23 protein-coding genes are annotated in these 20605 nt (G+C 63.9%); 9 read left to right on the top strand and 14 right to left on the bottom strand.

Translation table 11 applies throughout. The features are described from left to right. The 3 genes from QCE64_RS13295 to QCE64_RS13285 form a co-directional block, all read right to left on the bottom strand. Positions 1–813: a BON domain-containing protein gene (locus tag QCE64_RS13295; protein WP_309919429.1), complete on the bottom strand. Its 813-nt coding sequence runs from the start codon at positions 811–813 to the stop codon at positions 1–3. A gap of 23 nt (positions 814–836) precedes the next feature. After that, on the bottom strand, positions 837–1424 hold the full coding sequence (locus QCE64_RS13290; RefSeq protein ID WP_309919426.1) for a phosphoheptose isomerase: 588 nt from the start codon (positions 1422–1424) through the stop codon (positions 837–839). 122 nt (positions 1425–1546) lie between these two features. Beyond that, complete coding sequence (locus QCE64_RS13285; protein WP_309919423.1) at positions 1547–1900, bottom strand: YraN family protein; 354 nt, start codon at positions 1898–1900, stop codon at positions 1547–1549. A gap of 79 nt (positions 1901–1979) precedes the next feature. On the opposite strand from QCE64_RS13285, the gene rsmI reads away from it, so the two are divergent. Beyond that, positions 1980–2897, top strand: a complete 918-nt coding sequence (gene rsmI, locus QCE64_RS13280) for a 16S rRNA (cytidine(1402)-2'-O)-methyltransferase (RefSeq protein WP_310004071.1) — start codon at positions 1980–1982, stop codon at positions 2895–2897. A gap of 81 nt (positions 2898–2978) precedes the next feature. Here rsmI and QCE64_RS13275 read toward each other — a convergent pair whose 3' ends face one another. Then, positions 2979–3587, bottom strand: a complete 609-nt coding sequence (locus tag QCE64_RS13275) for a septal ring lytic transglycosylase RlpA family protein (protein WP_309919417.1) — start codon at positions 3585–3587, stop codon at positions 2979–2981. A 663-nt stretch (positions 3588–4250) separates the two neighbouring features. Between QCE64_RS13275 and QCE64_RS13270 the strand changes: the two genes are divergently transcribed. From QCE64_RS13270 to QCE64_RS13260, 3 genes are all read left to right on the top strand, one after another. Further along, the gene (locus tag QCE64_RS13270) at positions 4251–4895 is read left to right on the top strand and encodes an MBL fold metallo-hydrolase (protein WP_310004069.1); all 645 of its coding nucleotides are present in this window, start codon (positions 4251–4253) and stop codon (positions 4893–4895) included. Then, complete coding sequence (locus QCE64_RS13265) at positions 4892–5515, top strand: exonuclease (RefSeq protein ID WP_310004066.1); 624 nt, start codon at positions 4892–4894, stop codon at positions 5513–5515. Before QCE64_RS13270 ends, QCE64_RS13265 begins: the two co-directional genes overlap by 4 nt. Before the next feature lie 104 nt (positions 5516–5619). Beyond that, positions 5620–6078, top strand: coding sequence for an Lrp/AsnC family transcriptional regulator (locus QCE64_RS13260; protein WP_008352298.1), 459 nt, complete (start codon positions 5620–5622; stop codon positions 6076–6078). A 30-nt stretch (positions 6079–6108) separates the two neighbouring features. Here QCE64_RS13260 and QCE64_RS13255 read toward each other — a convergent pair whose 3' ends face one another. The 3 genes from QCE64_RS13255 to QCE64_RS13245 form a co-directional block, all read right to left on the bottom strand. Next, positions 6109–7284, bottom strand: a complete 1176-nt coding sequence (locus QCE64_RS13255) for a cation diffusion facilitator family transporter (RefSeq protein WP_309931404.1) — start codon at positions 7282–7284, stop codon at positions 6109–6111. 207 nt (positions 7285–7491) lie between these two features. After that, positions 7492–7794: an H-NS histone family protein gene (locus tag QCE64_RS13250; RefSeq protein ID WP_309811155.1), complete on the bottom strand. Its 303-nt coding sequence runs from the start codon at positions 7792–7794 to the stop codon at positions 7492–7494. Between the two features lie 364 nt (positions 7795–8158). Further along, positions 8159–8824, bottom strand: a complete 666-nt coding sequence (locus QCE64_RS13245; protein ID WP_310004064.1) for a pyridoxamine 5'-phosphate oxidase family protein — start codon at positions 8822–8824, stop codon at positions 8159–8161. A gap of 208 nt (positions 8825–9032) precedes the next feature. Here QCE64_RS13245 and QCE64_RS13240 point away from each other — a divergent pair, with 208 nt between their 5' ends. After that, the gene (locus QCE64_RS13240) at positions 9033–10202 is read left to right on the top strand and encodes an MFS transporter (RefSeq protein WP_310004220.1); all 1170 of its coding nucleotides are present in this window, start codon (positions 9033–9035) and stop codon (positions 10200–10202) included. A gap of 56 nt (positions 10203–10258) precedes the next feature. On the opposite strand, the gene QCE64_RS13235 is transcribed toward QCE64_RS13240, so the two are convergent. Next, a complete protein-coding gene (locus QCE64_RS13235) occupies positions 10259–11404 on the bottom strand; it encodes a branched-chain amino acid ABC transporter substrate-binding protein (RefSeq protein ID WP_309919399.1) in 1146 nt (381 codons plus the stop codon). A gap of 542 nt (positions 11405–11946) precedes the next feature. Between QCE64_RS13235 and QCE64_RS13230 the strand changes: the two genes are divergently transcribed. Further along, the gene (locus QCE64_RS13230) at positions 11947–12651 is read left to right on the top strand and encodes a dienelactone hydrolase family protein (RefSeq protein WP_309919397.1); all 705 of its coding nucleotides are present in this window, start codon (positions 11947–11949) and stop codon (positions 12649–12651) included. Between the two features lie 73 nt (positions 12652–12724). On the opposite strand, the gene QCE64_RS13225 is transcribed toward QCE64_RS13230, so the two are convergent. Together QCE64_RS13225 and QCE64_RS13220 are read right to left on the bottom strand one after the other, a co-directional pair. Further along, positions 12725–12907 (bottom strand): hypothetical protein, encoded by a 183-nt coding sequence (locus tag QCE64_RS13225; protein ID WP_309811135.1) that lies wholly within the window; start codon positions 12905–12907, stop codon positions 12725–12727. Between the two features lie 197 nt (positions 12908–13104). Then, entirely contained in the window at positions 13105–14403 is a 1299-nt protein-coding gene (locus QCE64_RS13220; protein WP_310004062.1) for an MFS transporter, read from the bottom strand. Between the two features lie 325 nt (positions 14404–14728). Between QCE64_RS13220 and QCE64_RS13215 the strand changes: the two genes are divergently transcribed. The 3 genes from QCE64_RS13215 (at position 14729) to QCE64_RS13205 (ending at position 16933) form a co-directional block, all read left to right on the top strand. After that, on the top strand, positions 14729–14941 hold the full coding sequence (locus QCE64_RS13215; protein WP_309811131.1) for a hypothetical protein: 213 nt from the start codon (positions 14729–14731) through the stop codon (positions 14939–14941). A gap of 60 nt (positions 14942–15001) precedes the next feature. After that, a complete protein-coding gene (locus QCE64_RS13210) occupies positions 15002–16042 on the top strand; it encodes a serine/threonine protein kinase (RefSeq protein WP_310004060.1) in 1041 nt (346 codons plus the stop codon). A gap of 162 nt (positions 16043–16204) precedes the next feature. Beyond that, complete coding sequence (locus QCE64_RS13205) at positions 16205–16933, top strand: PepSY-associated TM helix domain-containing protein (RefSeq protein ID WP_309919390.1); 729 nt, start codon at positions 16205–16207, stop codon at positions 16931–16933. Positions 16934–16966: 33 nt separating this feature from the next. Here the strand turns inward: QCE64_RS13205 and QCE64_RS13200 are convergent, their stop codons facing one another. The 4 genes from QCE64_RS13200 to QCE64_RS13185 are packed head-to-tail and all read right to left on the bottom strand — an operon-like array spanning position 16967 to position 20602. Continuing rightward, on the bottom strand, positions 16967–17986 hold the full coding sequence (locus tag QCE64_RS13200; RefSeq protein WP_309811122.1) for an XdhC family protein: 1020 nt from the start codon (positions 17984–17986) through the stop codon (positions 16967–16969). After that, a complete protein-coding gene (locus tag QCE64_RS13195) occupies positions 17959–18522 on the bottom strand; it encodes a carbon monoxide dehydrogenase subunit G (RefSeq protein ID WP_309919387.1) in 564 nt (187 codons plus the stop codon). Before QCE64_RS13195 ends, QCE64_RS13200 begins: the two co-directional genes overlap by 28 nt. Further along, a complete protein-coding gene (locus QCE64_RS13190; protein ID WP_310004058.1) occupies positions 18513–19712 on the bottom strand; it encodes a VWA domain-containing protein in 1200 nt (399 codons plus the stop codon). Before QCE64_RS13190 ends, QCE64_RS13195 begins: the two co-directional genes overlap by 10 nt. Next, positions 19709–20602 carry a MoxR family ATPase gene (locus tag QCE64_RS13185; RefSeq protein WP_309811114.1) on the bottom strand — a complete coding sequence of 298 codons (894 nt, stop codon included), beginning with the start codon at positions 20600–20602 and terminating at the stop codon, positions 19709–19711. Before QCE64_RS13185 ends, QCE64_RS13190 begins: the two co-directional genes overlap by 4 nt. Positions 20603–20605: the final 3 nt, after the last annotated feature.

Below are 20605 nucleotides of genomic sequence, written 5' to 3'. Positions count from 1 at the left end.
TCACTTCACCGCCGGAGCAGAGCCTGAAGAAGAAGCCCCCGGATGCACATCCGAGTTCTTCACTGGCGCAGGCGCTTGCTGATCGAGCGGACGCGACGTCACCCCGGAATCAGGCACCGTCCCCACCGTAGCCTCCGCTGGAGCCGGCGCGCTCGCCGCCGACACCGCGCTCGCATCCGATGCCGCCGCCGCCTCCAGCGCCTGTGCCTCTTCCGGCTTGATGTACTGATACACCTTCACCACCTGCTCCACGCCCGGCACGCGCGCCGCGACATCCGCGCCATGCGCACCTTCATCCTGCGTCACAAGCCCCATCAGATAAACGATGCTGCGCTCGCACACCACCTTGTAGTAGTTCGCGCGCAGATCCTTCTCGCCGACCATCGCCGTCTTCACGCGCGTCTCGAGATACGAGTCATTGGCCCGCGACGAAAGCGAGCTCGCCCCCTGCACCGACAGCTCATTGACAATGCTGCCCACATTGTTGATATCGCGCACCACGGCCTCGGCCTTCTGCTTCGCGGCATCATCCGGAACTTCGCCGGTCAGCAGCACACGCCGATTGAACACCGTCACGTTCACATGCGCGGTATCCGGCAGGTTCTCGTTGATGCGCGAAAGCGCCTTCACCTGAATCTCGCGATCCTCCGTCTGGGCACCGAGCGTGCGCCGGTCGGTCGCGATCAAGGTTCCCCCGGCCGCCGCGCCGACCACCGCAAGCGCGCAGCCCTGCAACGTCAACGCAACCCCCGACAACATGCTCAGCACCAGCGTGGCATTGGCCAAAGTCGCCTTGACGCGTGTCTTGTTCATCAACTCCGTTCCCCCTTTGAGTTTCAATCGTCGCCGAGCAGCATCGCATCGATGCCGTCGCACAGACAGTGAATGGTCAGCAGCTGGACTTCCTGGATCCGCGCCGTCCGCTCCGACGGCACGCAGATATGGATGTCGGTTTCGGCCAGCACGTCGTTCATTGCGCCGCCGCCGTCGCCGGACAGCGCGATCACGAGCATCTCGCGCCCATGCGCCTCCTGGATGGCCGCGAGCACGTTCACATCATTCCCCGACGTACCGAGCGCCAGCAACACGTCTTCCGCCTGCCCCAGCGCGCGCACCTGGTTCGAGAAGATCTGCTCGAAGGCGAAGTCGTTGCCGATGGCCGTCAGGATCGAGGTATCGGTGGTCAGTGCAATCGCCGGCAAGCCCGGACGCTCCCGCTCGAAGCGGCCAATGAGATGCGCCGCGAAACGCTGCGCATCGGCAGCCGAGCCGCCATTGCCGCACACGAGAATCTTGTTGCCATTGGCGAGTGCGCCAAAGAGCGTGTCGACGGCCGCCGCGATCGGGACCGCCAGCGCATCGAGTGCTTCGAGTGTGAGCGACGCGCTGTCGCGAAAATGCTGCTGGATACGTTCGACTGACATCGCTCTCGATCATCGGCCGCAACCTGCGGCGCCGTGCGGCATGTGAGGGTAGCGCCCGAAGCGCTGCCCGGACGAAGGTTGTTGCGCAGTTTACCGCATGCATCACGCAGCACGACGCTGCTTCAGGCTTCGTCCGCGCGAAAGGCGTCGGGCAGCCAGTGGATGCGGCCGGCATCGAAGGTGACGACATCAAAACGGCAGGCCGGCAACGCGCCGCGCCATGTCGCCAGGAAATGCTCCGCGGCACGCACGAGCCGCGCACGTTTCCTGGCATCGATACTCGCCGCCGCCTGCGCGAACCGTCTGCTCCGCCTCGCCCGCACTTCGACGAACACCAGCGCGCCGTGCGCATCGAGCATCACGAGATCCAGTTCACCGCCGCGACACGTCACGTTGCGCGCGACCAGCCGCATGCGCCGCCGCTGCAGATAGTCGAGCGCGTGAGCTTCGAACGCATCGCCGAGCGTCTTGGACATGGCTTCTCCACGAAAGTTGTCGACGGAACGGCTACATCGGGCGTGGCAAAATGACGTCCTTTCCCCCGATGCCCGTCACATGTCGTCACTTCCCGCGTCACTCTCCGGCCTCGCCGATGGACAGACCTATCCGACGGGCGCCCTCTACGTGGTCGCCACCCCGATCGGCAATGTCGCGGACATCACCCTGCGCGCGCTGCATGTGCTTGGACTGGCGGATCGCATCGCCGCCGAAGACACGCGCAACACCTCGCAATTGCTCGCGCGCTACGGCATCTCGAAACCGGCGATCGCCGTACACGAGCACAACGAGAAGAGCGCCGCCGAACGCGTGATCGCGCATTTGCGCAACGGCGAGCGCATCGCCTGTGTCTCCGACGCCGGCACGCCGGGCATCTCCGATCCTGGCGCGCGTCTCGTCGATGCCGTGCGTGAAGCCGGACTTCCGGTGATCCCGATGCCGGGCGCCAGCGCGCTCACGACAGCCTTGAGCGCGGCCGGCGCCTGGGTGAAGAGCTTCACGTTCATCGGCTTCCTGCCGACCAAGGCAAAGCAGCGCGCCACGCATCTGCGGACGCTCACTCGTCATCCGATGGCACTGGTCTTCTACGAAGCGCCGCACCGCATTGTCGAGACCGTGCGCGCGCTCGCCGAGGCCTTCGGCGGCGACCGGCAGTTGTTGATTGCCCGTGAGTTGACGAAGTTACATGAGAGTCTGCATCGCTGCACCCTGGCCGAAGGGCCAGCATGGCTCGAAGCCGATGCAAACCGTCAACGCGGCGAGTTCGTGCTGGTGGTGGAAGGCGCGCCCGATACCGAAGACGCCGATGACGCCCACGACGGCCTGCTTGGAACCTTGCTGGAGGAGTTATCGGTGAAGAGCGCGGCGCGCATCGCCGCGACCTTGACCGGCGCGTCGCGCAATGTGCTCTACGAGCGCGCGCTCATGCTCGCGAAGCGCGCAGGGCACGAGAGCCACGAAGCCAACGACAAATAAAAAAACGGGCCGTCGCAAGACGGCCCGTCATGGTTCCGGAACGAAGGAAACGCGTTCAGGCAATCACTGAAACCCGCGCGATCAGTTCACGCTGTCGTCAGCCAGCGACTGCGCCTGTTCTTCACGAGCCTCGCGCGCTTCCTGCTGCGTGAGCCCTTCGATCTTCACCTTCTGCGTACCCGTGCCGCGCATGCCGAGCACGGCCGCGGCGGCATAGGACAGGTCGATCACGCGTCCGCGCACGTACGGGCCACGGTCGTTGATTTTCACGACGACCGTCTTGTGATTCGCCTCGTTCGTCACGCGAACCCACGAAGCCAGCGGCAACGTACGGTGCGCGGCGGTCATGGCGTTCATGTTGAACTTCTCGCCACTGGCAGTCTTGCGGCCATGGAACATGCGGCCGTACCACGACGCCTTGCCCTTCTGTTCGAAGCTGCCGACGTCCGGACCAGTGGTGATCGGCTCGGCGTCAGACAGCGACTGCGTCGGTTGCGCCGGCTTGTCCGCCGGAAGCGCGGACAGGTGCGAATCGAAGGCGAGCGGCCCGACCGGGCGGGCACTGCTCGTGCTGAGAGACTTTGTAGTCTGAGGATTGGATGCGACATCGCCCGAACCCGGCGCGGCGCAACCAGCCAGCACACCAACGGCTAGCAGGCTCCCGACATGTCGAATAAATCGAGCATTCATAGACGTGTACCAACGATAAAAGCGCAGCCGCGCTGCGCTGGTCGGCGCGCGCAAGGCTGCACGAGGCATGGCCGCGCCAAAGCACAAAGCCGCTCGGTCAAGCGAACGGCTGGCCCTGCACGGATGCGGCGTACTCGTGCCGCAAAGCCCGGTTATTGTTCACGTCTGGCGCAACCTGTCCCCGGCAGCCTGACCAGACCCCACATGCCGCCATCGAACATGGCATCACGCTCGTGCGCTGGACAAACCAGTAAGGCGCAGGAACGGCGGCGTAGGCCCCATCCGGCGTGACAGCAGCAAGGCCATCTGACAGACGCGCGGCGTCTGGCCGGACAAGACGTGTGCACCTACGGAAGGTGCTTGAATTGCGATTGCGAGGCTTTTGGCCCCCAACAGCGTACTGAAGGCAATTGTAAAAACGCGCTAGCGTCTGAACATTCACCTGATGACAGCATGGTGACTCCCATGCACAAGTAGTGCCATTATACAAAAAAACCGGGGTTGAGCTCGCCGGACTGCGCAAACCGTCATTGATTTTCACTATGACCGTAAGAATTGCCGGTTCCCGCCTCGTTTTCCGTCATTAACCGAGGCCCATCGCTCCCCAATGCGGCTCGGTACAATGGACGTTTTTACAGCCTCACTGGTACCCACGACAGTCATATGAAAGTCATTCTCGTTCCCGTGACGCCGTTCCAGCAGAACTGCTCCATCGTCATCTGTGAGACGACGCGGCGCGCGGCGGTCGTCGATCCAGGCGGCGACATCGAACGCATCATCGCGGCAGTCGAGCAGCAAGGCGTAACGGTCGAGAAGATCCTGCTGACGCACGGCCATCTCGACCATTGCGGCGGAGCGAAAGCGCTCGGGGACCACTACGGTATACAGATAGAGGGCCCGCATCGGGAAGACGCGTTCTGGATCGACCAGTTGCCAGAGCAGACGCAGCGCTTCGGGTTTTCGAATGCCGAAGCCTTCACCCCCGCCCGCTGGCTCGACAACGGCGACACCGTGCAGTTCGGCGACGAAACCATGGAGGTCTATTTCTGTCCCGGCCATACGCCGGGTCATGTGATCTTCTTCAGCCGGGCTCACGGGGTGGCGTTCGTCGGCGACGTGCTGTTCGCCGGGTCCATTGGCCGCACCGACTTCCCGCGCGGCAATCACGCCGATCTCGTGCGCTCGATCCGCGAAAAGCTCTGGCCGCTCGGCGACGACGTCACCTTCGTGCCAGGCCACGGCCCAGCCTCGACGTTCGGCGAAGAACGCCGCAGCAATCCCTACGTCGGCGATGGAGTCCCCGCGTGAATGCCATTCCCGAAATCTACGTCAGCACCGACGTCGAAGCCGACGGCCCCATTCCCGGTCCGCATTCGATGCTGAGTTTCGCGTCGGCCGCCTTCACTGCCGATAAGCAACTCATCGCCACGTTCTCCGCGAATCTCGAAACGCTCGAAGGCGCAGCGCCGCATCCGGTGCAGGCCGCCTGGTGGAAGACGCAGCCCGACGCGTGGGCCGCCTGCCGCAAGGACCTGCAGAAACCCGGGCCGGCACTGCGGGCCTATGTCGAATGGGTGGAAGCCCTGCCGGGCAAGCCGGTGTTCGTTGCTTATCCGGCGGGCTTCGACTTTACCTATATGTTCTGGTACATGATGCGCTTCGCCGAGCGCTGCCCGTTCTCGTGGTCGGCGCTCGACATCAAGACGCTCGCCTTCGCGATGACCGGCCTGCCGTACCGCAAGGCCATCAAGCCGCGTCTGCCCAAACACTGGTTCGACGAATTGCCGCATACCCACGTCGCGCTCGACGACGCCATCGAGCAAGGCGCCCTCTTCTGCAACATGCTGGCGGAGTTGCGCGCCACGCAAAAGGCGGCTGGCGTCACGGCCGGGGCACCCGGCGACACGGAAGGTAAAACCGCGCAGTGAGGCCAGCGAGTTAGGGAAACTCCCTCAGTGCAGCCGCATTGCATTGCGTTTCTTTTCCGAGGCCTCTACCATAAGAGTCAGATCGCGACCGAACGGAGGCGCAGTTGACTCTCGATACATTCTCACAAAAAATCCTGCGTCTTCTGCAACTGGATGCACGACGCTCCGTTCAAGAAATTTCGGATCAGGTCGGGCTGTCGAGTACGCCATGCTGGCGTCGCATCAAGGACATGGAGCAATCTGGTGTGATCCAGCGCTACACCGCGCTGCTCGACCGCGAAAAGCTCGGCCTGCACGTCTGCGCACTTGCCCATATCCATCTCACACGGCACACGGAAGGCGGCGTCGAGCAATTCGAGCGCGAGATCGCCACCTGCCCCGAAGTGACCGAGTGCTACAGCACCACCGGCGAATCGGACTACATCCTCAAGATCGTCGCGCCGGACATCAAGGCCTACGACGCATTCCTGCACGACCGCATTTTCAAGATTCCGGCTGTCGCGCAGGTTCGCACCAGCGTCGTGCTGCGCGAGATCAAGTTCGATACGCAGTTGCCGCTTTGAGTCGAAACACCGGCGCTCTGGCCTGACGCTTCAGGTTGCGCGGTCGGGATGCGGAGCGCGGGAAACGTCGAGCGCCTGTGTCAGGCGAATTTCACGCGCGCCGATCCGTCGGGCGAGTGCCTCGAAGTCAATCGCACCGAGCCTTGCTTCGGTGTCATGCGCGGCCGGCGCCGGCAAGACGATCTCGACGGCAAAGCCGCCGCTCAAATAATGCAGGCCCAGCGACTGAACCGTTAAGCCATGCTGAGCAAACGCACTGCGCACGGCTTCGCTGACCACCGACCGCAAGGGGAAGTTGCCCGGCAACGGATTGAGCTCATCGCTTTCCGGATCGACGTGAATGAGCGCATCGAGCACGCGCGGGTCGGCGCGGACATGGGCGCGCGCCGATTCCGCGATGAAATGACCTTCCGAAACCGATATCAGCGGATCCACGAGAATATGAGCATCGACCATGGCGAGATCGCCCATTTTTCTCGTGCGTAGTTCATGCACTTCCCGCACGCCGGGCGTGTTCAGCAAAATCACACGCAAATCATTCGTGGTGGTTTGATCGAGCGCGCGATCGGACAAATCCTGCAACGCGTCCCACGCGAACGTCCATCCCATTTTCGCAATCAGAAACCCCACAAGCGCTGCGGCAATCGGGTCGAGAATACGAAATCCCGCCAGACTGCCGACAATTCCCAACGCAACCACCAGCGAAGAAGCCGCATCAGAGCGCGCATGCCATGCATTTGCGACCAACATGGCCGAACGAACTCTTTCCGCAGCACGGAGCATGAATCGAAACAATGCTTCTTTCGAAATCAATACAACGATTGCCACCGGCAAGGCGATGGCGTGAACCGGCGGAATATCCTGAAGGTTCACGAGTCGGGTTCCCGCGCGCCATAACATGCCGACTCCGACCGCGATCAACAATCCGCCGAGGAATAATGACGCAACCGTCTCATAGCGACTATGCCCGTAATTATGATCGAGGTCTGGCGCGGCGGCCGCATGCCGATTGGCGACCAGAACAATGAAATCAGACACAATATCGGCCAGAGAGTGAATGCCGTCCGCAATCAAGGCCTGGGAGTGAGCAAGAAAACCGACGACGAGTTGCGCAATCACGAGTCCGCTATTCAGCCCAATGCTCGCCCAGGTCGTCCTGCGGGCAACTGCCTGCTTTTCAGCAACACTCGAACTCGAAAGTGACATGTGATTGCGTCCTGCTTGTTCAGACGGTCACTTTAACGCGCCGCGCGCAAATAATGCCGGGTTCGCATCGTATGTTTGAAGCTGGCCTGCAAGAATTTCGGACAACTCTACTGCGGCATTCGTCGCCGCAACAAAACCTGCGCGACAAAAACAGAAAGGCCGTGTCCCTGCGGACGCGGCCTTTACCGACAATCTTGACGCAAAAAGTTACTTGCTGATCAGGAAGCTGTCGCGGTCCTGTCCGGCAATCCATTTCGGCGGCTTGCCGCGGCCAGACCACGTGCTGCCGCTTTCCGGGTCGCGATACTTCGGTGCGACGCCCGAACGGCTGCGCGATGCCTTTGACACCTTTGCACCCCGGCCGCCAGCGAGTTCCTGAAGCGTGATGCCGTAATCCGCCATTTTCTGCTTGATCTCATTAAGTACTTCGGCGTATTCGCGCGACTTTGCTTCTTCAATCTGGCGTTCAAGAGACTCGCGCTGTGCGAGCAGTTCCTTGTATGAAGGCATGGCAATTCCCTAAGTGGTTTGCTGATTTACGAATCGACTCGCTCGCTTGCAGTTTTCGGTATAGCCTCGGACTGGCACGCAGATTAACACAGTTCCGATTAACGCGGCACGTGCGGTTTGCCGCTTAATAAACTTTTGCGACTTTCTTCGTAAGATTTGCCGATAATTCCGAGCGCCGAAGCACTGTCCATTAAGCTTAAAAAGATGCAGCGCAAACAAAATACCCGCGTCGTGCTGCCATCGCATGATAACAATCCGCCTGTCACACCTCGAACGTTTCATGGAATGACAGCTTGGTGAGCTTCTCGCTGGATTTTGTAATGTCCATGAGAAGCCTCCGGCTCTTTTACCATTCAGTGGGAATTCAGACGTTTCGCTCGAAACAATCGATAAGCGCAAGCTTCAGTTCATCTCTTGTTTCCTTGGGCTTATCGAATGTAAAACGATTGCGACAGTCTTCATGCTGCAAATCGCATCCGTAACGGTCAATCCCCATTAATCGGGTTCCGGCAGGCCGGCCGGGATAAGCGTCGAAATATTCACACAACGATGATTCGTCATCGTATGAAAGCGGCTCGAGCGGATCCAGCTGGTCTTCGCTGAGCCAGCCCATCGCGCCAAAGCCGCCGATATAACGCATCCGCGCCAGTTTCATCACCCAGAAAGAGAAGTCGCCCAATTCCAGATAACGCGCCGCTTGCGGGTGATAGCGCAGATAGCGTCGGGCGAGCCGGTCGCTCTCTCCCCGCGCCGCGGGCGAGAAAGCGCCGAGCATCGTCAGACGCTGTCCCTCCAGCACGTCGCCGTGTCCCGCGTGAGTGACCAGAAAGCCCGCCTGTGCATTGGCTTGCAGGTTGCGCGTGTGTTCGGCGAGACGGCTGATCAGCAGCATCGGCAGGTGCTTCGCGGTCAGTGCAAACGGCAGGGCGGTCGGATACGGAAAGCCCTCGGGTTCGCGCGAATGCGTGGCGAGCGTGCCTTCCGCGACGTGATGCAGCAAATGAAGCGGGGCTTGCGACGGAATATGCATTGAATCCTCGTACGGCTGCGATATGTCCACGCGATGGTAATGCAGCGCCCTCAAGCGTGTCTCCTGGCCGTTCGATAGAATCGAAAGCCTTCGCGCAAGCAGGCAAGCTGTCAGGTTGCCCTGCGTTGCGCCCTACTCCAGAAGCCCTCCCGTGTCAGATTCGACCACCGCCTCTTCCGCCGTCCGCGAAACCAGTCCGGCGCTCGCGCTGCATCACAGCCTTCCCTACGCCACGCGCGTGCGCGCCCGCTACGCGACGATGGCCATCTTCTTCATCGCCGGCATGATGTACGCAACGTGGGGCGTCCACGTGCCGACGGTGCGCGACAGGTTCTCGCTCAGTCCCGGCATGCTGTCCCTCGCGCTGTTCGCGGTGGCAGGCGGCTCGATTTTCGCGATGCTCACCGCCGGCTCGTGGATCGCGCGCGCCGGCACGCGGACCGCGTCCATGACGGGCGGCATCCTGATGATGGTCTGCGGCGCGCTGGTGCTCGTGACGCCGTGGTTCTGGCTGTTGCTGCTCGTGCTTGCCCTGTTCGGCTTCGGCATGGCCACGCTCGACGTCGCGATGAACGCCGAGGCCAGCGCGGTCGAAGAGGCTCTGGACCGGCCGATCATGTCGTCGCTGCACGGCATGTTCAGCATCGGCGGGATGGCGGGCGCGGCGGCGGGCGGCGCGCTGCTCGCCCACGGACTCGCGCCGGCGGCGCATTTCGCGCTGGCCTCGGGCGTGAGCCTGCTGGTGCTGCTCGTCTCGATCCCCGCCACGCTGCCGCACGTGCCGCATCACGATGAACACGCGAAGGCGTCGTCGTCGAAACGCTGGCGCTCGGGCGCGCTGTGGGCGCTCGGCGGCCTGGCGCTGATCGCGCTGATCGCCGAGGGCGCGATGTACGACTGGGCTACCGTCTACATGCGCGACGTGGTGCAGGCGACGCCCTCGGTATCGAGCGCCGCCTACGCCGCCTTCTCGGGCGGCATGGCGGCGGGCCGCTTCGGCGGCGACGCGGTGCGCGCGCGCTTCGGCGCGCCCCAGCTGATCTTCGGCAGCGCGGGGCTCGCGTTCGTCGGCATGGTGATGGCGCTCGTGCTACCGAACACCGTCTTCACGATGACCGGCTTCACGCTGATGGGACTCGGTCTCGCGAACATGATGCCGGTGCTGTTCGCGGCGGCGGCGCGCGTCGAAGGCGTGACGCCCGCCGAAGGACTCGCGCAGGTCGCGGGTCTCGCTTATTTCGGGCTGTTGCTCGGGCCGGTGCTGATCGGCGGCGTTGCACAGGTCACCAGTCTGCCCATCGGCCTGTGCGTGGTCGCCGCCTGCTGCGCGATCATCACGCTGATCGGACCGAAGATCCTCAGACGGCTGAAGATATAAAAAACGCGCGGCCCTTGCGGCGCCGCGCGTTTCTCAGGACCGAAGTCCCGTGTGACTTACATCTTGACGACGTCGAGCAGGGTCTTCTTGCCCTTCTTGTAGTCGTACAGCGAGATCACGCCGTGCTTCAGGTCGCCCTTCGAATCGAAGCTCGTCTGACCGATCACGCCCTTGTAGTCCGTGTTCGGCATCGCAGCGAGGATCTTCGCCGGATCGGTCGAGTTCGCGCGCTTCATCGCGTCGACGATGATGTACACCGCGTCATACGTGAACGGCGCGTAGATCTGGATCGGCTGGCCGAAACGCTTCTGGAACTTGGCCGCGAATGCCGCGCCGCCGTCCATCTTCTCCAGCGCCATGCCGGCTTCCGAGCACACGACGTTGTCGGTCGCGTCGCCGGCGAGGTCAGCCAGCTTCTCGGTGCAAACGCCGTCGCCGGCCAGAACCTTCGCGCGCAGGCCGAGCTGCTTGGCTTGCTTCGCGAACGGGCCGCCGGTTGCGTCCATGCCGCCGTACATCACGGCGTCGGGGTTTTCGCCCTTGATCTTCGTCAGAATCGCGCGGAAGTCGACAGCCTTGTCGTTCGTCGCGTCATGCGAGATCACCTTCAGGCCAAGCGACTTGGCCGTCTTCTCGAACTCGTTCGCGAGACCCTGGCCGTAAGCGGTCGAGTCGTCGACGACGGCAACCGTCTTCACCTTCAGGTTCTTCGCCGCGTAGTTGGCGAGCGCCGGGCCCTGTTGCGCATCGGTCGCGACGACGCGGTACGTCGTCTTGAAGCCTTGCTGCGTGTAGGCCGGGTTCGTTGCCGACGGGGAAATCTGCACGATGCCCGCATCGCTGTAGATCTTCGACGCCGGGATCGAGGTGCCGGAGTTCAGGTGGCCGACGACTGCCACGACCTTGTCATCGACGAGCTTCTGCGCAACCTGCGTAGCGGTACGCGGGTCAGCGGCGTCGTCTTGCGGGTCCAGTTGCAACGTGATCTTTTCACCGCCGATCGTGAGACCCTTTGCGTTGATCTCTTCGACTGCCAGCCGCGCGCCGTTTTCGTTGTCCTTGCCCAGGTGAGCAATGCCGCCGGTCAGCGGAGCGACGTGACCGATCTTGACGACCTGGTCGGCTGCTGCGGTCGTTGCCAGCGTGGCGAACAAAACAGCCGCGGCGCTGATCGGCAACAGTTTGTGAAGCTTGGTGTTCATGTAAGTCTCCAGTTTCGGTCCCAAAAACAACGTAATCGCCCTGTGCCCCGTCTTTCATCTCGATCGCTCAGTCCCGTGGACGACCACGCCGGATGCATCGTCATGCACTTGGCAAGTCCTTCCGGCGGGCCGTTCGTGGCGGCCGCCATCCGCACTGCGCGCAAGTGTAGGGTTGTCAAATTAATTTAGGGAAGTTTTTTAGGATACTGGTGTCACTACCGATTAACGGCCAGTTGTGAGCGCCGTCGGTTTGTGCTGGCGTTTGCGCGAAGACGCCCTGTTCATGCGGGTTTCCGCGACATCGGCTTACAGTCTTTTGAGCGTCATTCAAGTTTCATCACACGACGCCGATAATCTCCGGCCGTCAGATCATTAGCCCGGTTTTAAAGCCCCGCTTTTAGCCGGCGATTAGGCTCGCCGCTCTAAAAATGCTTCACGTGGTCAAGCATCGTGCCAGGCAGCGCCGAACCGGCACAGGGCGGCTGAAAGGGAAAGCTGGCACACTCACCCGCCTCGGCATCTCACACACAAGGAGCTTCGACGTGACCGTACCCGTGACATCCCGCTGGATCGACATTCCCGCCGATGGCGGCAGCTTCCAAGGCTATCTCGCCCTGCCCAAGACGGGCAGCGGACCGGCCGTCATCATCCTGCAAGAGATCTTCGGGGTGAATGGCCACATCCGCAGCGTCGCGGATCAATATGCGGCCGATGGCTATGTCGCACTCGCACCGGACGTCTTCTGGCGCACGCAGCCGCGCGTCGAGCTGGGCTACGAAGGCGCGGATCGCGAGAAGGCGATGGAACTGCTGCAGAAGACCAAGGTGGAAGCCGCGGTCGCCGACGTCGGCGCAGCGGCCAAGGCGCTGCGCGCATTGCCGGAAGTGACGGGCAAGGTGGCGGCGATCGGTTACTGCTTCGGCGGCCGGTTAGCCTATCTGGCGGCGGCGCAGGGATCGTTGGATCTGGCAGTGGCGTATTACGGCGGCGGCATTCAGAACGCGCTCGATCAGGCCGACCAGGTCAAGGTGCCGATGCAGTTCCACTACGGCGAACTCGACGCTCACATCCCGGCGGACGCGGTGGATGCCGTGCGGCAGAAGTTTGCCGCACGCAAGGATTCGGAACTGTATGTGTATCCGCAAGCCGATCACGGCTTCAACTGCGGCGATCGCGCTTCGTACAACGCGAAGGCATCGGCGCTCGCGCACGGACGCACGCTGACCTTCCTCGGCGAACACCTGTAAGCACTCGACGGCGCGCGCACGAAAGCGCGCGCCGGTCAGGCGTGGAACAGCCTGCGGGACTGCCGGGCCGGCGCTAGATCAGCGCGGGCAGTCCTTCGACCAGCAGGAACGCGGCGAGCACGCCGAGCAGCGCACCGCACACGCGCAAGGTGTTGTTCTTGAAATGCGTTGCGCAGGGAATGGCCCCGAGGAACAGGGCGCCGGCGAGCGCCATCGGAATGATCAAGATGAAGTCGCCGATCGTGAAATACGTCATGGTGCGTCTCCCTTCGTCCAGCTTGTACCTGGGTTGTCGCGCGCTGAAGTTCTGTTCTGTGCGTCGACATTTCGAGTATAGGCGGCGCCTCGAAGGGCGTCGGGCCTTCTTCGTTCGGCGGGAGACAAGCGCAATCGTAAAACCCTTGCGCGACAAGGGCTTGCAGTCAACTTTTTTAAGCGCCCGCGTAAAAACCCTTACTTTCTTCGTATTTCAACTGGCTTTCTGATTGACGCGTGGCCTATCGCGGGTGCAGTTCCGATCTTCCGCTCCCTGCGATCGAGATACACCGCAGCCGCCAGCCCAACCAGCAGCAGCGCGCCGATGAGTCCGGCCACGCCCGGCCAGCCGAACGCGGTCCAGAAGTGGCCGCCATATGAGCCGATCACGCTCGAGCCGATGTAATACGCGAGCAGATAGAGCGCCGCCGCCTGACCTTTCGCCTGCGCGGCGAGCCGTCCGACCCAGCCGCTCGCCACCGAATGGCCGGCGAAGAAACCGAACGTCAGGCAGGCGATGCCCGCGATGATCACCGGCAGCGACATCGACAGGGTCAGCGCGATGCCGAGCATCATCAGCAGAAGACTGGCGATCAGCACACGGCCGCGCCCGAAGGCATCGGCCAGCTTGCCGGAACTGGGCGAAGCGATGACTCCCGTCAGATAGACGGTGAAGATCGCGCCGATCTGGGTCTGATTCAGGCGGAACGGCGCGCCGAGCAGGCGATAGCCGACGTAGTTATACAGCGTGACGAAGCTGCCCATCATGACGAAGCCCAGCAGGAACAGGAACGGCAGGCCGCGATGGCGCACGTGTCCGGCCAGCGAGCGTCGATGCTGCGTAAAACCGACGCCGCGCCGGGGCTGAAAGCGTTGCGACGGCGGCAGCAGCGCGCGAAAGATCAGCATGGCGAGCAGTCCTAGCACCCCGATTCCGCCGATCGCCACGCGCCAGCCGAACAGGTCCGCCAGCACGCCGCTGATCACGCGCCCGGCCATGCCGCCGATGGCCGTTCCGCCAACATAAAGTCCCATCGCGAGGCCGAGACCCTTCGGATGCACTTCCTCGGCGAGATAGGCCATTGCGACGGCGGGCACGCCGCCGAGCGCAAAACCGGCCAATGCGCGCACGATGAGCAGCGCGTGCCAGTCCGGCAGCACGGCCGCGAGCACGGTCAACACCGACGACGCCAGCAGCGAAAGCGTCATCAGCCGATGACGGCTCCAGCTTTCAGAGACGAATCCCGCGATGAAGATCGCGATCGCCAGGGCGGCCGTGCTGACCGACACCGCCAGCGCGCTGACTGCCGGGCTGACGCCGAACGCCTTCGTGAACTCCGGAAGCAGCGGCTGCACGCAATACAGCAGCGAAAAGGTGGCGTAGCCGGCGAACAGCAGCGCGAGCGACGCCCGCCAGTAGGCCCGCGAGCCGCGTTCGAGATACGGGGGCTCATCGACATCGCCTTCCGGAGTTTGCCCGGCCGAAGCAGCGCTCATTTTTTAAGTATTCTCTGACAAACCTTCAACGATACGCCGCGCCGAGGGTTTTGCCTAATGCGCGGAACGGTTTGGCGGAAGATCAGCGAGTAATTACTTCCAACCGTCTGCGCTCGACAACATAAGACGGCAATTGGCGTCGCGTCGGCGCGCCGCGATGCGCTAAAGTAAGCGCACAATCGTTCATGATCGCCGCGCGCCGAGCCCCTTCGCGCAAGGCTGACGCAGCGAAAGTGTGGTGCACGAGCCGTCAGAAGCCTGTGCTTGTTGCGATATTTTTTGACCGGCGCGTCATCCTCAGCCGGCGTTGAAACGGGGATTCATCATGCAAATCGGTTCGATTGTCCGCTCAGTGCATATCGCCGTGCCTCAGGGCGCGCGCGGCATCGTCATGCGCATCCTCGGCGACATGGCCATGGTCGCCTGGTACGCAGGCGAGCCCGGCGTCACCCAGCTCCTCAACACGGAGCCGTTCTTCCTTGAAGACCTGATCGACACCGGCGACATCGTGCGGCCGGCGAACACGGTCGTTCACTGAGTCTCACTGAAAACCCGCCGTGCTGATGCCGTCCGCGCGCCGGCGCGGCACAATGCCGGGATGAACCCGATCGATCCCGACTCCCACGGCGCGCCCGTTCCCCGCGATGGCGACGCGCCCCCCTTCGCCGGCCTCACGCCCGAGCGCGTGCTCGATGCACTCGACAGCGTCCTGATTCCCGCAGGCACGCGCACCGACGGCCGCCTGCTGCCCCTGAACAGCTACGAGAACCGCGTCTATCAAGTGGGCGTGGAGGACGGCCCGCCGGTTATCGCGAAGTTCTATCGGCCGGAACGCTGGTCGGACGGCGCGATCCTCGAAGAGCACGCGTTCGTCGCGAGCCTCGTCGCACGCGAGATTCCGGCCGTGCCCGCGCGCGTGCTCGAAGGCGCCACGCTGCACGCGTTCGGCGGCTTCCGCTTTTCCGTGTTCGAGCGGCGCGGCGGACGCGCGCCCGATCTCGATCGCACCGATACGCTCGAGTGGCTCGGGCGCTTCATCGGGCGGATTCACGCGGTGGGCGCAATCGAGCCGTATCGCGAGCGTCCGACGCTCGACATCGCCACCTTCGGCTACGAACCGCGCGACTATCTGCTCGCGCACGACTTCGTGCCCGCCGACGTGCGCGAGGCATGGGAAACGGTCGTCGCGATGGCGCTCGAAGGCGTCGCGCACTGCTTCGAGCGGGCGGGCGACGTGCAGCATCTGCGCCTGCACGGCGACTGTCATCCGAGCAACGTGCTGTGGACCGATAGCGGCCCGCATTTCGTCGATTTCGACGACAGCCGCATGGGCCCCGCCATCCAGGACCTGTGGCTGCTGCTGCCGGCGGGCCGCGCGGACGCCTCGCGGGCGCTGACGGACCTGCTCGCCGGCTACGAGGACTTCTGCGAGTTCAATCCACGCGAATTGCATCTGATCGAAGCCCTGCGCACGCTGCGCCTGATCCACTATTCGGCGTGGCTCGCGCGCCGCTGGAACGATCCGGCCTTCCCTGCCGCGTTTCCGTGGTTCAACACGCAGCGCTATTGGGAGGAGCGCATCCTCGAATTGCGGGAGCAGGTCGGCGCCATGCAGGAAGGGCCGCTCTGGCCCGTCTGAAATCTTTCGTGACACCCCGGGCGTTTTAAACAATCACAAACGATTGCAAAGCCTTTTAGCGCGTGTAACGATAACGATTCTCATCTTCCCGCCTCCTGTCGATCGCCGTTCTTGCGATCGGGGGCGGGCTTGTGCATCCGTTTCGAAATCCTGGAGAGACGCTTGAACGCGCCCGACACCCTCAATCCGCAGCCGCCTGCAGCGAGCGGCCCGGCCCACTATCGTCCGCATGGCCGTCTGATCGACGACGCCGAGCAGTTCGTGCGCAAGAACCGCTCGCGCCGCTCAACTTTTCTCAAATGGCTGCGCAAGGTGCATGGCTGGATTGGTCTGTGGGGTGCGCTGCTCGGTCTCCTGTTCGGCGTGACGGGCTTTCTGCTGAATCATCGCGCGCCGCCACTGCGCATCTCGACGGGCGAGCCGCAGGTGTCGCAGCTGCAAATGCCGTTGCCGGCGGAAGGCTTCAAGACGCCGCGCGACATGGGCGCCTGGCTCAAGCGCGAACTGAAGCTCGACGGCAATCTCGGCCGCACGCGCCGCGAACCGTCGCATGCCGTGGGCTGGGGCGACAAGAGCACGATGCAGCCGGAACAGTGGTCGGTGATGGTGGCTTCGCCGGGCGGCAACGTGATGGCCGAATACTGGGTGGGCAACAACTTCGTTTCGGTGAAGCGCACCGACAACACCTTCCTCGCGATGATGACCAACCTGCACAAGGGCGTGGGCCTGAGCGTCGGCTGGATCCTGCTCATCGATACCTTCGCGGGCAGCATCGTGCTGCTGTCGCTGACGGGCGTGCTGCTCTGGACCGAACTCAACAAGAAGCGCACGGCAGGCGCAGTGATCGTGGCGGCTTCGCTGATTGCGGCGATCGTCTGCGGGCTGATCTGAGCGCTCAGTCACGCGATGAGCGTTCTCCGACGCTCACACGCCGCACACCTCTCCTTTGCCCGCCACTTCACGCGCCGCCTTTGCGCCTTCCACCTGCAGCAGCTCCGGCAGCGAGACGCCGTTCTTGGCGGCGGTGACTTCGGCGAGTATCGACACCGCGATCTCCGGCGGCGTCCTGCTGCCGATATAAATGCCTACGGGCCCATGCAGCCGGGCCAGTTCGGCTTCGCTGAGATCGAACTCCTTCAGCCGTTCGCGCCGCGCCGCGTTATTGCGCCGCGATCCCAGCGCGCCGACATAGAACGCCGGCGTCTTCAGCGCTTCCATCAGCGCGAGGTCGTCGAGCTTCGGATCGTGCGTCAGCGCGATCACCGCGCAGCGTTCGTCGAGCTGCATCTCCATGACGGTGTCGTCGGGCATGGTGCGGACGATCGTCGTGCCCGGCACGTTCCACTCTTCCGTGTATTCCTCGCGCGGGTCGCACACGGTCACCTGATAATCCAGCCCGACCGCAATGCTGCACAGATAACGCGACAACTGCCCCGCGCCGATCACCAGCATCCGGTAACGCGGGCCGTGGATCGTCAGCAGTTGCTGGTCGTCGAAGAGGACGCCATCGGTGGCCTGGGCCGGTTCGAGACGCGCGGCGCCGGTTGCCATGTCGAGCGTGCGCGCCACCAGCCTGCCGCTTTCCACGGCCGCACACAGCTCCGCGATGCCGCTCGCGCGCGTGAGCGGCTCCAGCACGAGCTGGATGGTGCCGCCGCACGGCAAGCCGAAGCGATGCGCCTCTTCGGCGCTGATGCCGTATTTCACCGCCTCGGGCGCGGTCTGCTCGATGCCCCGCTGCCGCACCCGCTCGATCAGATCATCCTCGATACACCCGCCCGATACCGAACCGACCACGTGTCCATCGCCGCGCACGGCGAGCATCGCGCCTTCGGGCCGTGGCGACGAGCCCCATGTTTTGACGACCGTGACGAGCAGTGCGCGATGGCCTTCTTCGAGCCATCGCGCGCTGTTCTTCAGGACTTCGAGATCCACGCTGTCCATGATTTCTTTCCCTTTTGCTGCACGTCCTGTTCTTCGGGCGCATCCGGCGCCTCGCCGCTGCCCTCGGCTGCGGCATCCTGCGGCGCCTGACCGCCCTGAAGCTGCGCGCCGAAGCGCTTGAAAAATTCTGCCGCAATTTTGCGCGCCGCGCCGTCGACCAGACGCGAGCCGATCTGCGCCAGCTTGCCGCCCACCTGCGCGGTGGCCGAATAGCTGAGCTTGGTCGAATCGGCTTCGTCGCCGGGTTCGAGATGCACCGTCGCGCTGCCCTTGCTGAAACCCGCCGCGCCGCCCTGCCCTTCGAACACGATCGTATAGGTACGAGGCGCGTCGATGTTCGTCAGCTCCATTTTGCCCTTGAAACGCGCCTTCACCGGACCGACCGCCGCCGTCATCGCAACGGCGTAGGTGTTTTCGCCGTCGGCTTCGATGCTGTCGCAGCCCGGAATGCAGGCTTTCAGGATCGACGTGTCGTTCAGCGCTTCCCACGCGCGTTCCTGCGTGACGGGCAAGATGTGCGTTTCGGTCAGTTCCATCGCGGGCCTCCGGAGGGCGGATGTTGCGACAAGGCAGCAAGCTCGCGTCCGACGGCCGCGAGACTGTCGAGGTTATGCGCCGCGAGCATCGCATCGACGTGCGGCAGGATCGCGCGCGCACCCCGCGCGCGCGGCGTGAAACCGGCGTAGCGCAGCAGCGGATTGAGCCACACGAGCCGATGTGCGAAGCGCCTGAGCCGGTGCATCTCGGCATCGAGCACGTCGTTGGCTTCATGATCGAGGCCATCGGTCACGAGCAGCACCGTTGCGCGTCCCGCCAGCACGCGGCGCGCCCAGCGCCGGTTGAACTCCGCGAGCGCCGCGCCGATGCGCGTACCGCCCGACCAGTCCGCGACGCTCTGGCCGAGCGCCGCAATCGCGATATCGGGATCGCGTTCGCGCAGCGCGCGCGTGGCATGAGTCAGGCGCGTGCCGAACAGAAACACCTGTAGCCGTTCACGCGACTGCACGAGCGCGTGGCAGAAATACAGCACCGCGCGCGAATAGGCGCTCATCGAGCCCGAGATATCGAGCAGCAGCACCAGCGGAGGCCGGCGCTCGACGACCGCGCGATACTTCCACACGGTCCAGTCGCCGCCTGAACGCACGGCATGCCGCGCGCTCGCTTTGAGGTCGGCGTGCGTGCCGCGCGACGCAGCCTTGAGCCTGCGGGTCGGCTCGGTCGCGAGCGGAATGCGGTGCGCGCGAATCTGATGCCGCAGTGTGCGCCATTCGTCGGCGCTGAGCGTGTCGAAGTCGCGGTGACTCAGGCGCTCCTGCGCGCTGAACGTGATGCGCGCATGCGCCTGCTCCGGCTGCGCGTCGGCAGGCGGCGGCTGCGGGGTCTGCACTGGCGCGGCGCGCGCCGCCAGCGCATCGGCGAGACGGTTGTTGCGCTTCGGCGGCGGCATGCCGTTCGTCACCTTCGGCAACAGCAGCGCGCGCAGCTTGCCTTCCCAGTCGGGATCGCGCCAGAACAGATCGAAGGCTGCGTCGAAGATCTCGCGCTCGTCGCTCGCGTGCACCAGCAGACAGGCGAGCGTCGCGCGGACATCGTCGCGCCGGCCGAGATCCACATGGCGCAATGCGTCGATTGCATCGACGGCCTGCGCAGGCGACATGCCGAGCCCCGCGCCGCGCAGCAGCCTCACGAAATGCACGACATTGCGCGCGAACGGTCCCAGCGTCATGGCGCCGCCGCGAGACAGCGCGCGAGCGTATCGGCGTCCATGCGCGCGAGATCGTCCTGGTACTTGAGCAGCACGCCCAGCGTGTCCTGCACCGATTGCGGATCGAGCTCCGACACCGACAACGCCGCCAGCGCGCGGCACCAGTCGATCGTCTCCGCCACGCCCGGCGCCTTGAACAGGTCCAGCGTGCGCAGCGCGTGGACAAAGGCGACAGCGCGCGCCTGCAAGTCTTGCCCCGCTTCAGGCGCGCGCGCCGCGACGATCGCCAGTTCCACGTCACGCGCCGGATAGCCGATCCACTGATACAGGCAGCGGCGCTTCAGCGCATCGTGGACTTCGCGCGTGCGGTTCGACGTCATCACGACGAGCGGCGGCCGGGCGGCGCGTACGGTGCCGTACTCGGGAATCGACACCTGGAAGTCCGACAGCAGTTCCAGCAAAAAGGCCTCGAACGGTTCATCGGCGCGGTCGATTTCATCGATCAGCAGCACGCGGCGGGCTTCCGGATGCGCGGCGTCGGGCAGCAAGGCCTGCAGCAGCGGACGCTTGAGCAGGAACTCGCCGCGATACAGCGATTCGTTCGACGGCGTCTCGCCCGCCGCTTCCGCCAGCCGCAGCGCCATGATCTGCCGCGGATAGTCCCATTCGTACAGCGCGCTCGCGGTGTCGAGTCCTTCGTAGCATTGCAGCCGCAGCAGCGTCGTGCCGCACACGCCGGCCGCCGCCTTCGCGAGCTCGGTCTTGCCGACGCCCGGCTCGCCTTCGAGAAACAGCGGGCGCTGCAGCTTCAGCGCGAGGAAGAGCGCCGTCGCGAGTTCGCGGGTCGCGAAGTACTGCTGCTCGCGCAGGCGCGCGAGCGTTTCGTCGATGGAAGCGGGGTCGTCCTGCATCGC

The sequence above is a fragment of the Caballeronia sp. LZ043 genome (assembly GCF_031451075.1).
Classification (GTDB): domain Bacteria; phylum Pseudomonadota; class Gammaproteobacteria; order Burkholderiales; family Burkholderiaceae; genus Caballeronia.
The sequence above is the reverse complement of the archived record's forward strand: the minus strand, read 5'-3'. Positions and strand labels throughout refer to the sequence as shown.

Coding starts and splice junctions, on each gene's coding strand:
- QCE64_RS13295 (WP_309919429.1), bottom strand. CDS start 813: ATGAACAAGACACGCGTCAAGGCGACTTTGGCCAATGCCACGCTGGTG.
- QCE64_RS13290 (WP_309919426.1), bottom strand. CDS start 1,424: ATGTCAGTCGAACGTATCCAGCAGCATTTTCGCGACAGCGCGTCGCTC.
- QCE64_RS13285 (WP_309919423.1), bottom strand. CDS start 1,900: ATGTCCAAGACGCTCGGCGATGCGTTCGAAGCTCACGCGCTCGACTAT.
- rsmI (WP_310004071.1), top strand. CDS start 1,980: ATGTCGTCACTTCCCGCGTCACTCTCCGGCCTCGCCGATGGACAGACC.
- QCE64_RS13275 (WP_309919417.1), bottom strand. CDS start 3,587: ATGAATGCTCGATTTATTCGACATGTCGGGAGCCTGCTAGCCGTTGGT.
- QCE64_RS13270 (WP_310004069.1), top strand. CDS start 4,251: ATGAAAGTCATTCTCGTTCCCGTGACGCCGTTCCAGCAGAACTGCTCC.
- QCE64_RS13255 (WP_309931404.1), bottom strand. CDS start 7,284: ATGTCACTTTCGAGTTCGAGTGTTGCTGAAAAGCAGGCAGTTGCCCGC.
- QCE64_RS13250 (WP_309811155.1), bottom strand. CDS start 7,794: ATGCCTTCATACAAGGAACTGCTCGCACAGCGCGAGTCTCTTGAACGC.
- QCE64_RS13245 (WP_310004064.1), bottom strand. CDS start 8,824: ATGCATATTCCGTCGCAAGCCCCGCTTCATTTGCTGCATCACGTCGCG.
- QCE64_RS13235 (WP_309919399.1), bottom strand. CDS start 11,404: ATGAACACCAAGCTTCACAAACTGTTGCCGATCAGCGCCGCGGCTGTT.
- QCE64_RS13225 (WP_309811135.1), bottom strand. CDS start 12,907: ATGACGTATTTCACGATCGGCGACTTCATCTTGATCATTCCGATGGCG.
- QCE64_RS13220 (WP_310004062.1), bottom strand. CDS start 14,403: ATGAGCGCTGCTTCGGCCGGGCAAACTCCGGAAGGCGATGTCGATGAG.
- QCE64_RS13215 (WP_309811131.1), top strand. CDS start 14,729: ATGCAAATCGGTTCGATTGTCCGCTCAGTGCATATCGCCGTGCCTCAG.
- QCE64_RS13210 (WP_310004060.1), top strand. CDS start 15,002: ATGAACCCGATCGATCCCGACTCCCACGGCGCGCCCGTTCCCCGCGAT.
- QCE64_RS13200 (WP_309811122.1), bottom strand. CDS start 17,986: ATGGACAGCGTGGATCTCGAAGTCCTGAAGAACAGCGCGCGATGGCTC.
- QCE64_RS13195 (WP_309919387.1), bottom strand. CDS start 18,522: ATGGAACTGACCGAAACGCACATCTTGCCCGTCACGCAGGAACGCGCG.
- QCE64_RS13190 (WP_310004058.1), bottom strand. CDS start 19,712: ATGACGCTGGGACCGTTCGCGCGCAATGTCGTGCATTTCGTGAGGCTG.
- QCE64_RS13185 (WP_309811114.1), bottom strand. CDS start 20,602: ATGCAGGACGACCCCGCTTCCATCGACGAAACGCTCGCGCGCCTGCGC.